Consider the following 13980-nt stretch of genomic DNA (forward strand, 5'->3'; position numbering starts at 1 on the left):
GCCCGGTTACATTCCGAACCCGGAAGCTAAGCCTTTCAGCGCCGATGGTACTGCAGGGGGGACCCTGTGGGAGAGTAGGACGCCGCCGAACAATCTTTCAAAGGACCCTTGGTCCTCAGCGTTCACGCTGAGGACCAAGGGTCCTTTTTGCTTTGCACCTCTTTACGCCGGAGCGCGGCCATGGACTGGTTGCGCGAGAATGACTAGCGGTACCCCGAAGACAGGAGTCACACCCATGTCCAACTCTCCCGACGATCGTCCGGAGCGCGAGCCCCGTCGCAACGACGGTGGTGACAGGGGCGGCTACCGCGGGGGCCGTGACGACCGTGGCGGCGACCGCGGCGGGTTCCGTCGTGACGACCGCGGTGGCCGTCCTTCCGGCGGCGGCTTCCGCCGCGACGACCGGGGCGGCGACCGTCCGTTCCGCCGTGACGACCGCGGTGACCGCCCCTCTTACGGGCGTCGTGACGACGACCGGGGCGGCCGTCCCGCCGGCGACCGCGGCGGCTTCCGCCGTGACGACCGCGGCGACCGCGGCGACCGCGGCGACCGCGGTGACCGTCCCTCGTACCCGCGCCGCGACGACCGGCCGTCCTACCCGCGCCGCGACGACCGTGGCGGCGACCGTCCGGGCTTCCAGCGCCGTGACGACGACCGCCCGTCCTTCCGCCGTGACGACCGCGGTGAGCGGCCTTCGTACCCGCGCCGTGACGACCGGGGCGACGACCGTCCGTTCCGCCGCGACGACCGGGGCGAGCGGCCTTCGTACCCCCGCCGCGACGACGAGCGCGGTGGCTTCCGCCGCGACGACCGTCCGTCCTTCCGTCGGGACGACCGCGGTGACCGCGGTGATCGCGGTGACCGTCCCTCGTACCCGCGTCGTGACGACCGGGGCGGCGAGCGCGGCGGCTTCCGCCGTGACGACCGTGGTGACCGCCCGTCCTACCCGCGCCGCGACGACCGGGGCGAGCGTCCCTCGTACCCGCGCCGTGATGACGAGCGGGGCGGCTTCCGCCGCGACGACCGTGGTGAGCGGCCTTCGTACCCGCGCCGCGACGACCGGGGCGAGCGTCCGTCGTACCCGCGCCGCGACGACCGACCGTCCTTCCGTCGGGACGACCGCGGTGACCGCGGTGAGCGGCCTTCGTACCCGCGCCGCGACGACCGGGGCGAGCGTCCGTCGTACCCGCGCCGCGAGGACCGTCCGTCGTACCCGCGCCGTGATGACGAGCGGGGCGGCTTCCGCCGCGACGACCGCGGCGAGCGTCCCTCGTACCCGCGTCGTGACGACCGGGGCGGCGAGCGGGGTGGCTTCCGCCGCGACGACCGCGGTGAGCGGCCTTCGTACCCGCGTCGTGACGACCGGGGCGGCGAGCGCGGCGGCTTCCGCCGCGACGACCGCGGCGAGCGTCCCTCGTACCCGCGTCGTGACGACCGCGGTGGCGAGCGCGGCGGCTACCGCGGCGGCCGCGACGACCGCGGCGGCTACCGGGGCGGGCGCGACGAGCGCGGCGGCGACCGCGACTTCCGCGCCGACCGCGACCGCGAGCCGGTGAAGCGGCTGCCGATCGACGAGGACGTCACCGGCTTCGAGATCGACGCCGACGTGCGCCAGGAGCTCCTGAGCCTGCCCAAGGGCCTGGCCGAGGAGGTCTCCCGCAACCTGGTCATGGTCGCCCGGCTGATCGACGAGGAGCCGGAGCAGGCGTACGCGTACTCGCGCATCGCCCTGCGGCTGGCCTCCCGCGTCGCCGCCGTCCGCGAGGCCGCCGGCTTCGCCGCGTACGCCACACAGAAGTACAGCGAGGCCCTCGCCGAGTTCCGCGCCGCCAAGCGCATGACCGGCTCCGTCGAGCTGTGGCCCGTCATGGCCGACTGCGAGCGCGGCCTCGGCCGCCCGGAGCGGGCCCTGGCCATGGCCGGCGACCCCGAGGTGCAGAAGCTCGACAAGGCCGGCCAGGTCGAGATGCGTCTCGTCGCCGCCGGCGCCCGCCGGGACATGGGGCAGCTCGACGCCGCCATCGTGACCCTGCAGAGCCCCGAGCTCGCGTCCAACGCCGTCCAGCCGTGGACCGCGCGCCTGCGGTACGCCTACGCCGACGCCCTGCTGGCCGCCGGCCGTGAGGACGAGGCGCGCGAGTGGTTCGCCAAGACCATCGAGTCGGACAAGGACGGCGCCACCGACGCCTCCGACCGCCTCGCGGAGCTCGACGGAGTCGAGTTCGTCGACGCCCTCGACAGCGAGGCCTTCGGCGAGGACGACGCGGACGGCGAGGACGACCTCGACGGCCAGGACCCGGCCGAGGTCGCCGCCGCCGAGCGGGCCTCCGACCAGGCCGAGTACTACGACGAGGACGACGAGGAGTACGAGCCGGCCGAGCAGTCCGAGGCCGACGCCGACGCCGACGCCGACGTCACCGACGAGGTCGTCGCCGGGACCCCGGACGCGGACGGCGAGCAGGCCTGAGAGTGAAGTGAAAGAGGGCGGTACCCCGGCCGGGGTGCCGCCCTCTCTCGTATCCCGTCTCGTATCCCGCGCTCAGTCCAGGCTGCGCAGGACCAGGCCCGTCGCCGGCTTCGGGCCGAACGAGGTCGATTTGCGGGGCATGGTCACGCCTTGGCGGGCCAGCTCCCGTACGACCTCCTCCCGTACCGGGTGCAGCAGGACGGCGGTGCCGCCGTGCCGCTCCGCCATGGCGACCGTGGCGGCCGCGTCGTGGATGTACGTGATCTGGTCCGGGGTGTCCGGGATCTGCCACAGGGCGTCCAGGAGCGTCGCGTGCAGCACCGTCGCGTCCAGCCGGCGCCACGCCTCGGGCCGGTCGCGGCGCACGGTGCGCTCCAGGAGCTCCTGGTCCGGATCGGTGACCAGGTGGAAGGTGCCGTCACCGGTGAGGAGGAAGGCGTTGCCCCGCTCGGCCGCGTCCGCGAGGGCCTCCAGGGCGAGCGGCAGCGGTCCGTCGACCGGGCGGACGCGGAAGCCGCCCCGCGCGGTGGCCAGCGCGTCGGCGACCGGGAGGCGGCGCAGCATGCGGTGGATGGCGCGGACCTGCAGCGGGTAGCGGACGGTGTCCACGAGCAGGACGAGGCCGAAGTCCCAGGCGGTCGGGGACCCGTGCTCCTCCTGGAGGCGCAGGTAGGTCGCCCAGCGGTGGTGCCCGTCCGCGATGAGGGCCTGGCGGTGGCCCAGGTCGGCGGCGACGGCGGCCTGGTCGGCGGGGTCGGTGACGGCCCACAGCCGGTGCTGGAAGCCGTCCTCGGTGGTGGTGGCCAGCAGGGGCCGCTCCCGGGCGGTGCGCTCGACGACCTCGGCGGCGCCGGACGCGGCATCGCCGCCGCGGTAGGTGAGCAGGAGCGGCTCCAGGTTCGCGGAGGTGGCACGCATCAGGCCGGCCCGGTCGGTGACCACGTGCGGCATGACGTCCTCGTGGGGGAGGACGATGCCGGCGTCGGCCGTGGACAGGGCGAGGGCGCCGATGAGGCCGCGTTGGAGCACGCGGCCCTTGCGCTGCTCGTACACGTACAGGGCGGGCTCGGGGTCGGCGCAGAGGACGCCCTTGGCGAGCCAGTCGCGCAGGGTGCGCGAGGCCTGCTCGTTGCGGGCGGCGGGGGTGTCGGCCTGCGGCAGGATCAGGCGGACGATGTTGTGCGGGTCCGCGGATTCGAGGTAGTCGACTCCGTCGGGGCGTACGACCACGTCGTACGGCGGTGACGTGACGGCGGCCAGGCTGCCGACGCGCTCCGGGACATAGCGCAGTCCGTGGAAGGGGATCAGACGCAGTCCGTCGTGCGCGGTGCCAGATGTGGTCATTGGTGCATGGTAAAGCGCGTCTCGCGATGCGGGATGATCGGGTGAGGAAGAGCTCGGGCGCATGTGGCGCATGTGCGGCCGGGCCGGATCGGCCCGGTCGGACCGATCGGATCGAGCGGACAGGGAGCGGAACGGATGACCCGGCAGAGCAGGACCAGTCCGGCGGGCAGCGAGCGCAGCCTGCACCAGGCGTACGACACGGCCCTGCTGGACCTCGACGGCGTGGTGTACGCGGGCGGCCGGGCCATCGCGTACGCGGTGGAGTCGCTGGCCGCGGCCCGGGCGGACGGGATGCACCTGGCGTACGTCACGAACAACGCGCTGCGGACGCCCGATGCGGTCGCCGCGCACTTGAGCGAGCTGGGCATCCCCACCGAGGCCGGCGAAGTGATCACCTCGGCGCAGGCGGTGGCCCGGCTGATCGCGGATCAGGTGGCGCCGGGGTCGAAGGTGCTGGTGATCGGCGGCGAGGGGCTGCGGGTCGCGCTGCGCGAACGGGGCCTGGTGCCGGTGGAGTCGGCCGACGAGGACGGGCTCGCGGCGGTCGTCCAGGGGTACGGGGGGCCCGAGCTGGCGTGGGGCCGGTTCGCGGAGGCCTCGTACGCGATCAACCGCGGTGTGCCGTGGTTCGCGTCCAACACCGATCTGACGATCCCGACGGGGCGGGGGATCGGGCCGGGCAACGGGGCCGCGGTGGAGGTCGTACGGATCGCCACGGGCGCGGAGCCGCAGGTGGCGGGCAAGCCGCTGCCCCCGATGCACCGGGAGACGGTCCTGCGGACCGGGGCGGAGCGGCCGCTGGTGGTGGGGGACCGGCTGGACACCGACATCGAGGGCGCGTTCAACGGTGAGGTGGACTCGCTGCTCGTGCTCACCGGCATCGCGGACGGGGCGCAGCTGCTGCGGGCGGAGCCCCGGCACCGGCCGACGTACGTGGACCGGGACCTGCGCGGGCTGCTGACCGGGCAGCCGGAGGTGGAGGCGGGCGGCGAGGGGTTCGGCTGCGGGGGCTGGACGGCCGTCGCGGCGGACGGGGTGCTCGTCCTGCGGGGTGACGGCGACCCGGTCGACGGGCTGCGGGCGCTGTGCGCGGCGGCCTGGACGCACGCGGGGGACGGCTCCTGCACGCTGGACGCGGGGAAGGCCCTGGCCCGGATCGGGCTCTAAGGCCTGTCCGGCGGATCAGGGTCGGACAGGCCCTGGCCGGGACGGGGAACCAAGATCGGGCGGAGGGTAGGCTAACCTAACCTGCGTGTTGGTCGAGAGTCCCCCCGAACCGAGCGCCCGCAGCGCGACGCCCGCAGCCGCGCCGCGCGCCCGCCACGCGGCGCGCGCCGCCGGCCTGCTGGCCGCCCTCGCGGTGCTGGCCGCGATCGCGGTGGCGAGCATCGCCGTGGGCGCCAAGCCGATGCCGCCCGGCGACGTCTGGCACGGCCTGTTCCACTACTCGGGGACGGCCAACGACGTGGTGGTGCGCGACCTGCGCGTCCCGCGCACCCTGCTCGGCCTGATGGTCGGGCTCGGCCTCGGACTGTCCGGCGCGGTGATGCAGGCGCTGACCCGCAACCCGCTGGCCGAGCCCGGCATCCTCGGCGTCAACGCCGGCGCCGCGGCGGCCGTGGTCTCGGCCATCAGCTTCCTGGGGGCCGCCACCATGAGCGCGTACGTGTGGTGGGCCCTGCTCGGAGCGGCGGTCGTCTCCGTCGTCGTGTACGTGCTCGGCGGCAGCCGCAGTGCGACGCCGGTCCGCCTCGCCCTCGCCGGTACGGCCGCCAGCGCGGCCCTCGTCGGCTACATCAACGCCGTGCAACTGCTGGACAGCAAGGCCCTCGACAAGCTCCGCTTCTGGACCGTGGGCTCGCTGGCCTCGGCCACCATGGACACCGTCCGGCAGGTGGCGCCGTTCCTGCTGGCCGGCGCGCTCCTCGCGCTGGCGCTGGGCCGGCCGCTCAACGCGATGGCCATGGGCGACGACACCGCCCGGGCGCTGGGCGCCCACCTGACGCGGACCCGGATCGCGGCCATGGCGGCCATCACCCTGCTGTGCGGGGCGGCGACCGCCGCCTGCGGGCCGATCGTCTTCATCGGGCTGATGGTTCCGCACCTGGTGCGGATCCTCACCGGGCCCGACATGCGGTGGGTGCTGGCCTATTCGGCGGTCCTGTCGCCGGTGCTGCTGCTGGGCGCGGACGTCATCGGCCGGGTCGTCACCCGGCCCGCCGAGCTCCAGGTCGGCGTGGTCACCGCGTTCATCGGGGGACCCGTCTTCATCTACCTCGTCCGGCGCAAGAGGATGGCCCAGCTGTGACCGTCGAACTCCCCACCGGCCTGCGCTCGCGCCGCGCGCTGTCGCGGCCCCGGACGCTGCGCGGCCCCGGCGGGCTCTCGCTGCGGGTGGAGCCGCGGGCGCTGGCCGTCGGGCTCCTGCTCGCCGCCGCGGCGGCGCTGCTCTCCGTGGTGCTGATCGGGACCGGCGACTTCGAGATCGCGCCGGCGGATGTCGTACGGACCCTGCTCGGCAACGGGACTCCCGCGCACGACTTCATCGTCAACGACCTGCGGCTGCCGCGGGTCCTGGTCGCCCTGCTGGTCGGCGCCGCGCTCGGCATGGCCGGCGCGGTGTTCCAGTCGGTCTCCCGCAACCCGCTGGGCTCCCCGGACCTCCTCGGCTTCGGGTACGGCTCGGTCGTCGGCGCCCTCGTCGTGATCGTCTACCTCAAGGGGGACGCGAACGCGGTCGCCGGCGGCGCGCTGGCGGGCGGCCTGCTCACCGGCGTCCTGATCTACCTGCTGTCCTACAAGCGGGGCATCCACGGCTACCGGCTCGTCCTCGTCGGCATCGGCACCTCCGCGATGCTCGTCGCCGCCATCAACTTCCTGCTGACCAAGGCCCGGTTCGTCGAGGCGGCCCGCGCCACGGTCTGGCTGACCGGCTCGCTCGCCGGCCGCGACTGGAGCCAGGTGTGGCCGCTGCTCGCGACCTGCGCCGTGCTGTTCCCGCTGGTCCTCTCCCAGGGCCGGGCCCTGCGCCTGGCGGAGATGGGCGACGACGCCGCGTACGCCCTCGGGGTGCGGGTGGAGCGCATGCGGATGCTGCTGATGCTGGCGGCCGTCCTGCTCACCACGGCGGCCGCCGCCGCGGCCGGACCGATCAGCTTCGTCGCCCTGGCCGCACCGCAGCTGGCCCGGCGGCTGACCCGCTCGCCCGGCTCCAACCTGCTCACCGGTGCGCTGATGGGCTCGGTCCTGCTGCTGCTGTCCGACTGGGCCTCGCAGCGCGCCTTCGGCGCCGACCAGCTGCCCGTGGGCGTGCTGACCGGGCTGGTCGGCGGCGTGTACCTGCTCTGGCTGCTCGTCACCGAGCGCAGGGCGGGACGGATATGAGCGCACGGATGAGCACCCCCCACAACCCGGGGACAACCCAAGGAGTACGCACGTGCAGCGGCTGACCGCGCAGAACGTGACCCTCGGCTACGAGCAGCGGGTCATCGCCGAGAACCTGTCGGTGGAGATCCCCGACCACTCCTTCACGGTGATCGTCGGCCCCAACGCCTGCGGCAAGTCCACGCTGCTGCGCGCCCTGGCGCGGATGCTGAAGCCCTCCGCCGGCCGGGTGCTGCTGGACGGGCAGGCCATCTCCTCGCTGCCGGCCAGGAAGGTCGCCAGGACCCTCGGGCTGCTGCCGCAGTCGTCGGTCGCGCCGGACGGGATCACCGTCGCCGACCTCGTGGCCCGCGGCCGCTACCCGCACCAGGGGCTGCTGCGGCAGTGGTCCTCGCAGGACGAGCGGATCGTGCTGGAGTCGATGGCCTCCACCGGGGTCGCCGAGCTCGCCGACCGGACCGTGGACGAGCTCTCGGGCGGGCAGCGCCAGCGCGTGTGGATCGCGATGGCGCTTGCGCAGCAGACGCCGTTGCTGCTGCTGGACGAGCCCACGACGTACCTGGACATCCAGCACCAGATCGACGTGCTCGACCTGTGCGCGGAGCTCCACGAGAACCAGGGCCGGACCCTGGTCGCCGTCCTGCACGACCTCAACCACGCCGCCCGCTACGCCACGCACCTGATCGCGATGCGGGGTGGGAAGGTCATCGCCCAGGGCGCGCCCGCCGAGGTGGTCACGGCGGAGCTGGTCGAGCGGGTCTTCGGGCTGAGCTGCCGGATCATCGACGACCCGGAGACGGGCACGCCGCTGGTGATCCCGGCGGCCCGCAAGGCCGTACGGCAGGCACGGGGGACCGTCACAGCAGGCTCTTGAGCCGCAGCAGGTCCCGGAAGCCCGCCTCCAGCCTCACCCGGCCCGAGGCCCAGGCCTTGGCGAACTTGAGCTCGCCGTCGACCATCGCGACCAGGTCGTCGCCGGACATCGCGAGCCGGATCTCCGCCTTCGCGGCGGGCGGGCCCGCGGCGACCGCGTCCACCCGGATCCGGCCGCCGTCGAGGCGGCCCGTGAAGGTCTGGTCCAGGTCGGTGATGTGGCAGCTCAGGGAGCGGTCGAGCGCCGCCGCGCCGCGCACGTCACCCTCGGCCCGCGCCAGGTTGTCGGAGAGTCGGTCGAGTGCGGCTCGGCACTCCTCGATCGTAGCCATCGTGATCTCGACCGTACCGCAGAGCCGTGGGTGGCCGCCCGGGCGGTTCGGGGTAGCGTCGGGGCATGAGCGACGAAGTGTCCGCCGCGGGCCCCGGCCCGGGGCCGGAGGAGGACGTACCCGACGCACCTGCCGCAGTCGGGGCACCTGACGTACTCGGTGCGCCAGGACAGCCGCCCGGACGGCCCGAGGAGGCCGCCGACGGGCCGGCCGGGCCCGCGCCGCTGGGCTTGCTCCGCACGCCCACCGGGCACGCCGGGGTCGACGCGCACCTGGAGCGGCTGGCGGACGCCGACCACCTCACGGCGGACGGACACGTCGCGGTGTACGAGGATGTTCACAGGGGGTTGCGCGACACGCTGACCGCGCTCGACGCACCGCCCGTCCCCGGACCGTACGAAAACAGGAGCTGAACCGAACGTGGCAGGAGTGGCACGCCGCCGCCTGGACGCCGAACTGGTACGCCGCAGCATGGCGCGCTCGCGCGAGCACGCCGCGCAGCTGATCGCCGCCGGCCGGGTGACCGTCGGCGGCACCACCGCGACCAAAGCGGCCACCCAGGTCGAGACCAGCGCGGCCCTCGTGGTCCTCAAGGACGACAGCGACCCCGACTACGTCTCCCGCGGCGGCCACAAGCTGGCCGGCGCCTTCGCCGCCTTCCGGCCGCAGGGGCTCGTCGTCGAGGGCCGCCGGGCACTGGACGCCGGCGCCTCCACGGGCGGCTTCACCGACGTGCTGCTGCGCTCGGGCGCGGCCCACGTGATGGCCGTCGACGTCGGCTACGGGCAGCTCGCCTGGTCGCTGCAGAGCGACGAGCGGGTCACCGTCAAGGACCGTACGAACGTCCGCGAGCTCACCCTGGAGCAGATCGACGGCATCCCGGTCGACCTGGTCGTCGGCGACCTGTCCTTCATCTCGATCGGCCTGGTGCTGCCGGCGCTCGTCGCCTGCTGCGCGCCGGACGCGGACCTGGTGCTGATGGTCAAGCCGCAGTTCGAGGTCGGCAAGGAGCGGCTCGGCAGCGGCGGCGTGGTGCGCAGCCCCGAACTGCGCGCCGAGGCCGTGCGCGGGGTCGCGGCGCAGGCGGCGGCCCTGGGGCTCGGTGTGCTGGGTGTGACGGCGAGTCCGCTGCCGGGTCCGTCGGGCAACGTCGAGTACTTTCTGTGGCTGCGGGCGGGGGCACCGGCACTCGACCCGGCGGATGTCGACCGTGCAGTGGCGGAGGGGCCGCAGTGACAGATACAGCGGGTGCGAACGGTTCAACGGTTACAGCGGATGCAGCGGATGCAGCGGACGCAGCGGGCGCGGCGGGCGGCCCGGGGAGGCGCACCGTCTTCCTGCTCGCGCACACGGGGCGGCGGGCGGCCATCCGCAGCGCCGAGCTCGTCGTGCAGGGGCTGCTCAAGAGCGGGCTCGGCGTGCGGGTCCTGGAGTACGAGGCGCGCGACCTGCCGCTGCCGCCCGAGGTGGAGCTCGTCGCCGAGTGCACGCCCGAGGTGCTGGAGGGCTGCGAGCTGCTGATCGTGCTCGGCGGTGACGGGACCCTGCTGCGCGGCGCGGAGTTCGCGCGCGGCTCGGGGGTGCCGATGCTGGGCGTCAACCTGGGACACGTGGGCTTCCTCGCGGAGGCCGAGCGCGACGACCTGGACAAGGTCGTCGACCGGGTGGTCACCCGCGCGTACGAGGTCGAGGACCGGATGACCCTCGACGTGCTCGTGCGGTCCAACGGCGACATCGTCCACCACGACTGGGCGCTCAACGAGGCCGCCGTCCAGAAGGTGTCCCCCGAGCGGATGCTCGAGGTGGTCATCGAGATCGACGGCCGCCCGGTGTCCGGCTTCGGCTGTGACGGCATCGTCTGCGCGACCCCGACCGGCTCGACGGCGTACGCCTTCTCCGCGGGCGGGCCGGTGGTCTGGCCGGAGGTGGAGGCCCTGCTGATGGTGCCGATCAGCGCCCACGCGCTGTTCGCGAAGCCGCTGGTGACCTCGCCGGACTCGGTCCTGGCCGTGGAGGTGCAGACCGGCGTCCCGCACGGCGTGCTGTGGTGCGACGGCCGGCGCACGCTGGAGCTGCCGGCCGGGGCCCGGGTGGAGGTCCGGCGCGGGGCGGTGCCGGTGCGGCTCGCCCGGCTGCACCACGCGTCGTTCACGGACCGCCTCGTCGCCAAGTTCGCGCTGCCCGTGTCGGGTTGGCGGGGAGCCCCCCACTAGCCCCCGTTAATAGCACATGCGTTCGGAGAACCTCCGACGGGTGACGTCACATGCCACCCGTGAAACCTCGGTATGGTCGTCCCGTGCTTGAGGAGATGCGGATACGGTCGCTCGGGGTCATCGACGACGCGGTGGTCGAGCTGTCCCCCGGTTTCACCGCCGTGACCGGCGAGACCGGCGCGGGCAAGACGATGGTCGTCACCAGCCTCGGGCTGCTGCTCGGCGGACGCGCCGACCCGGCCCTGGTACGGATCGGAGCCAAGGCGGCGGTCGTGGAGGGGCGCATCGTCATGCGCCCCGACGCGCCCGCGGCCGTACGCGCCGAGGAGGCCGGCGCCGAGCTCGACGACGGCGCCCTGCTGATCAGCCGGACCGTGTCCGCCGAGGGGCGCTCGCGCGCCCACGTCGGCGGCCGCGCCGTGCCCGTGGGCCTGCTCGGCGAGCTCGCGGACGAGCTCGTCGCCGTCCACGGCCAGACCGACCAGCAGGGCCTGCTGCGGCCCGCACGGCAGCGCCAGGCCCTCGACCGGTACGCCGGCGACGCCGTCGCCGTCCCGCTGGAGAAGTACGCGGCCGCCTACCGGCGCCTGCGGGCCGTCGCGACCGAGCTGGAGGAGATCACCACCCGGGCGCGGGAGCGGGCCCAGGAGGCCGACCTGCTGCGCTTCGGCCTGGAGGAGATCGCCGCCGTCGAGCCGCTGGCCGGTGAGGACGTGGAGCTGGCCGCCGAGGCCGAGCGGCTCGGCCACGCCGAATCGCTGGCTTCTGCGGCGCAGATCGCCCACGCCGCGCTCGCCGGGGACGTCGAGGACCCGGAGGGCGTCGACGCCAACACGCTCGTCGCCGGCGCCCACCGGGCCCTGGACGCCGTACGCACCCACGACCCGGCCCTCGGCGCCCTCGCCGAGCGGATCGGGGAGCTGCAGATCCTGCTGTCCGACGTGGCCGGCGAACTGGCCGGGTACGCCGACGACCTGGACGCCGATCCGCTGCGGCTCGCCGCGGTGGAGGAGCGGCGCGCGGCCCTGACCCAGCTGACGCGCAAGTACGGCGAGTCGATCGACGCCGTCCTGGAGTGGGCCGAGAAGAGCTCGGCGCGGCTGCTGGAGCTGGACGGCGACGACGAGCGGATCACCGAGCTGACCGCCGAGCGCGACGGGCTGCGGGCCGAACTGTCCCTGCTGGCCCAGGCGCTGACGGACGCCCGGGTCGAGGCTTCCACCCGGTTCGCCTCGGCGGTCACCGAGGAGCTCGCCTCGCTGGCCATGCCGCACGCCCGGGTGACCATCGACGTCCGCCAGGTGGAGGACGAGGACGGCGTGGAGGTCGACGGCCGGCCCGTCGCCTACGGGCCCACGGGCGCGGACGAGGTCGAACTGCTCCTCGCCCCGCACCCCGGCGCCCAGCCGCGGCCGATCGCCAAGGGCGCCTCCGGCGGTGAGCTCTCACGCGTCATGCTGGCCGTGGAGGTCGTCTTCGCGGGCTCCGACCCCGTGCCCACGTACCTCTTCGACGAGGTCGACGCGGGCGTCGGCGGCAAGGCGGCCGTCGAGATCGGCCGGCGCCTGGCCAAGCTCGCCAAGTCGGCCCAGGTGGTCGTCGTCACGCACCTGCCGCAGGTGGCGGCCTTCGCCGACCGGCAGCTGCTGGTCGAGAAGACCAACGACGGCTCGGTGACGCGCAGCGGCGTCACCGTGCTGGAGGGCGAGGACCGGGTCCGGGAGCTGTCTCGCATGCTGGCCGGCCACGAGGACTCCGTCTCCGCGCGGGCCCACGCCGAGGAGCTGCTCGCGGCGGCGCGCGCCGACGGCTGACGGTTGTGGTTCCCGACGGGGCCCGGGGCGCACCACGCGCCCCGGGCCCCTTCGCATACGACCTCGCGTGCGACCTCGCGTACGGACACGGCGGGGTGGCGCGGGGGGAGGCCCGGGGTGGCGCGGGGGTGGCGCCGGGGTGACGGCACGCTACGCCGTGTGGGTGAGGCTCGGGGGCATGTGACGGTATCTCCTGCGGGATCCGCACCCGTATGGTCCCGGAACGCGCGTACGGGCTGGCATCCTGGGCGGCGTCTCTGCCCCCTCACCCAGGAGCTTCGGCCCGTGAGCAGCTCCCCGGTCCCGGTCCCGGCCCCCGCGCAGCCGTACGGGCGGCCGCCCCTGCGCACCGTCCAGGTCCTCGTCGGCGCCGGCGCCGACAGCAGCGCCCACGTGCGGTCGCTGACGACCGGGCTCGCCGCGCGCGGGGTACGGGTCACGGTGTGCGCCCCCGTGGAGGCGGAGGGGGAGTACGACTTCACCGGCGCCGGGGCGCAGTTCGCCCCCGACGCCGTGAGCGCGATGCGGGCCGCCTGCGCCGGGGCGGACGTCGTGCACGCGCACGGCGTACGGGCCGCCGTCCGGGCCCTGCTCGCGCTGCGCGGCCGGCGCGTGCCGCTGGTGGTCACCTGGCAGGGCGGCGGGCCCGCGGACGAGGGGCCGCTGGGGCGCCTCGGGCGGATGCTGGAGCGGCAGGTCGCGCGGGCCGCGGCGGTCGTCCTGGGCGCCTCCTCGGACCAGGTGGACCTGGCGCGGGCCCGCGGCGCGCGGGACGCCCGGCTCGCCCCCGTGGCCGCCCCCGCCGGCGACCCGCCGGACGCGGACCCCGGCAAGGCGCGGGCCGAGCTGGGGGCGGTGGAGCGGCCGCTGGTCATCGCGATCGGCAGCCTGGTGCCGCACCGGGGCTACTCCGTCCTGCTGGACGCGGCCAGGTCCTGGCGGGTGCTGGAGCCGCAGCCGCTGGTGGTGGTCGCGGGGGAGGGGCCGCTGCGCGGCGAACTGGCCCGGCGGATCGAGGCCGAGGGGCTGCCGGTGCGGCTGCTGGGGCGGCGGCGGGATGCGGGGCGGCTGCTCGCCGCGGCCGATGTGGCGGTGCTGCCGAGTCGGTGGGAGGCGCGGTCGCTGCTGGCGCAGGAGGCGTTGCGGCTGGGCGTGCCGCTGGTTGCCACCGCGGTCGGGGGTGTGCCGGACCTGATCGGGGACGCGGGCGTTCTCGTCCCCTACGGCAACGCCCCTGCCCTGGCCGAGGCGGTCACGGGCCTTCTGGCGGACCCGGCCCGCCGTGCGGCCCTGGCGGCCGCGGGCCGGGCCCAGGCGGCCACCTGGCCCTCGGAGGACGACACGGTCGCCCAAATCCTCTCGGTCTACGACGAACTGACCCACCGCCGCTAACGGGCCGCTGCCGCTGGGCGGAGCCGCTTCCCCACCCCGCCCCTTCCCGAAACGCCTCAAACGCCGGCGGGGCTGAATTAAGCCTGCGCGGCGTTTGAGCGCACCGGGCGCGAAGCGCCCGGGTCTTTCAGCCCCGCCGGCGTTTGAGGCGAACGGGGTCC

General features: G+C 74.9%; 12 protein-coding genes, 1 rRNA gene and 1 pseudogene. 12 read left to right on the forward strand and 2 right to left on the reverse strand.

Annotated elements, in window-relative coordinates; genetic code table 11:
- The 3 genes and pseudogenes from rrf to AB0F11_RS35430 all read left to right on the forward strand — a co-directional run.
- Positions 1 to 91: ribosomal RNA gene (gene rrf / locus AB0F11_RS35420) — 5S ribosomal RNA — on the forward strand; the annotation flags it as partial.
- Positions 92 to 307: 216 nt separating this feature from the next.
- Positions 308 to 1480 (forward strand): annotated as a pseudogene (locus AB0F11_RS35425) (hypothetical protein); the annotation flags it as partial.
- Positions 1481 to 1606: 126 nt separating this feature from the next.
- Entirely contained in the window at positions 1607 to 2467 is an 861-nt protein-coding gene (locus AB0F11_RS35430) for a tetratricopeptide repeat protein (protein ID WP_362183124.1), read from the forward strand.
- Between the two features lie 72 nt (positions 2468 to 2539).
- Here AB0F11_RS35430 and AB0F11_RS35435 read toward each other — a convergent pair whose 3' ends face one another.
- Positions 2540 to 3811: a DUF1015 domain-containing protein gene (locus AB0F11_RS35435; RefSeq protein ID WP_362183094.1), complete on the reverse strand. Its 1272-nt coding sequence runs from the start codon at positions 3809 to 3811 to the stop codon at positions 2540 to 2542.
- Between the two features lie 135 nt (positions 3812 to 3946).
- Here AB0F11_RS35435 and AB0F11_RS35440 point away from each other — a divergent pair, with 135 nt between their 5' ends.
- From AB0F11_RS35440 to AB0F11_RS35455, 4 genes are all read left to right on the forward strand, one after another.
- Positions 3947 to 4978 (forward strand): HAD hydrolase-like protein, encoded by a 1032-nt coding sequence (locus AB0F11_RS35440; protein ID WP_362183097.1) that lies wholly within the window; start codon positions 3947 to 3949, stop codon positions 4976 to 4978.
- An 85-nt stretch (positions 4979 to 5063) separates the two neighbouring features.
- Positions 5064 to 6119 (forward strand): iron chelate uptake ABC transporter family permease subunit, encoded by a 1056-nt coding sequence (locus AB0F11_RS35445; protein ID WP_362183100.1) that lies wholly within the window; start codon positions 5064 to 5066, stop codon positions 6117 to 6119.
- Positions 6116 to 7195: an iron chelate uptake ABC transporter family permease subunit gene (locus AB0F11_RS35450; RefSeq protein ID WP_362183103.1), complete on the forward strand. Its 1080-nt coding sequence runs from the start codon at positions 6116 to 6118 to the stop codon at positions 7193 to 7195. Before AB0F11_RS35445 ends, AB0F11_RS35450 begins: the two co-directional genes overlap by 4 nt.
- Positions 7196 to 7247: 52 nt before the next feature.
- Complete coding sequence (locus AB0F11_RS35455) at positions 7248 to 8069, forward strand: ABC transporter ATP-binding protein (protein WP_362183106.1); 822 nt, start codon at positions 7248 to 7250, stop codon at positions 8067 to 8069.
- On the opposite strand, the gene AB0F11_RS35460 is transcribed toward AB0F11_RS35455, so the two are convergent.
- Positions 8053 to 8400, reverse strand: a complete 348-nt coding sequence (locus tag AB0F11_RS35460) for an SCP2 sterol-binding domain-containing protein (protein ID WP_362183109.1) — start codon at positions 8398 to 8400, stop codon at positions 8053 to 8055. The genes AB0F11_RS35455 and AB0F11_RS35460 overlap by 17 nt on opposite strands.
- 65 nt (positions 8401 to 8465) lie before the next feature.
- Between AB0F11_RS35460 and AB0F11_RS35465 the strand changes: the two genes are divergently transcribed.
- From AB0F11_RS35465 to AB0F11_RS35485, 5 genes are all read left to right on the forward strand, one after another.
- Positions 8466 to 8813 carry a hypothetical protein gene (locus AB0F11_RS35465; protein WP_362183112.1) on the forward strand — a complete coding sequence of 116 codons (348 nt, stop codon included), beginning with the start codon at positions 8466 to 8468 and terminating at the stop codon, positions 8811 to 8813.
- A gap of 7 nt (positions 8814 to 8820) precedes the next feature.
- Complete coding sequence (locus tag AB0F11_RS35470) at positions 8821 to 9636, forward strand: TlyA family RNA methyltransferase (RefSeq protein WP_362183115.1); 816 nt, start codon at positions 8821 to 8823, stop codon at positions 9634 to 9636.
- On the forward strand, positions 9633 to 10613 hold the full coding sequence (locus AB0F11_RS35475; protein WP_362183118.1) for an NAD kinase: 981 nt from the start codon (positions 9633 to 9635) through the stop codon (positions 10611 to 10613). Before AB0F11_RS35470 ends, AB0F11_RS35475 begins: the two co-directional genes overlap by 4 nt.
- Positions 10614 to 10708: 95 nt before the next feature.
- Positions 10709 to 12427, forward strand: coding sequence for a DNA repair protein RecN (gene recN / locus AB0F11_RS35480; protein ID WP_362183127.1), 1719 nt, complete (start codon positions 10709 to 10711; stop codon positions 12425 to 12427).
- Between the two features lie 285 nt (positions 12428 to 12712).
- Positions 12713 to 13819, forward strand: a complete 1107-nt coding sequence (locus tag AB0F11_RS35485; protein ID WP_362183121.1) for a glycosyltransferase family 4 protein — start codon at positions 12713 to 12715, stop codon at positions 13817 to 13819.
- Positions 13820 to 13980 lie beyond the last annotated feature (161 nt).

It is taken from the genome of Streptomyces sp. NPDC032472, from assembly GCF_040636955.1.
Taxonomy (GTDB): Bacteria; Actinomycetota; Actinomycetes; order Streptomycetales; family Streptomycetaceae; genus Streptomyces.

Bases quoted from the DNA above. Each gene is read 5' to 3' on its own strand.
- AB0F11_RS35465 (WP_362183112.1), top strand. From the start codon at position 8,466: ATGAGCGACGAAGTGTCCGCCGCGGGCCCCGGCCCGGGGCCGGAGGAG.
- AB0F11_RS35460 (WP_362183109.1), bottom strand. From the start codon at position 8,400: ATGGCTACGATCGAGGAGTGCCGAGCCGCACTCGACCGACTCTCCGAC.
- recN (WP_362183127.1), top strand. From the start codon at position 10,709: ATGCGGATACGGTCGCTCGGGGTCATCGACGACGCGGTGGTCGAGCTG.
- AB0F11_RS35435 (WP_362183094.1), bottom strand. From the start codon at position 3,811: ATGACCACATCTGGCACCGCGCACGACGGACTGCGTCTGATCCCCTTC.
- AB0F11_RS35440 (WP_362183097.1), top strand. From the start codon at position 3,947: ATGACCCGGCAGAGCAGGACCAGTCCGGCGGGCAGCGAGCGCAGCCTG.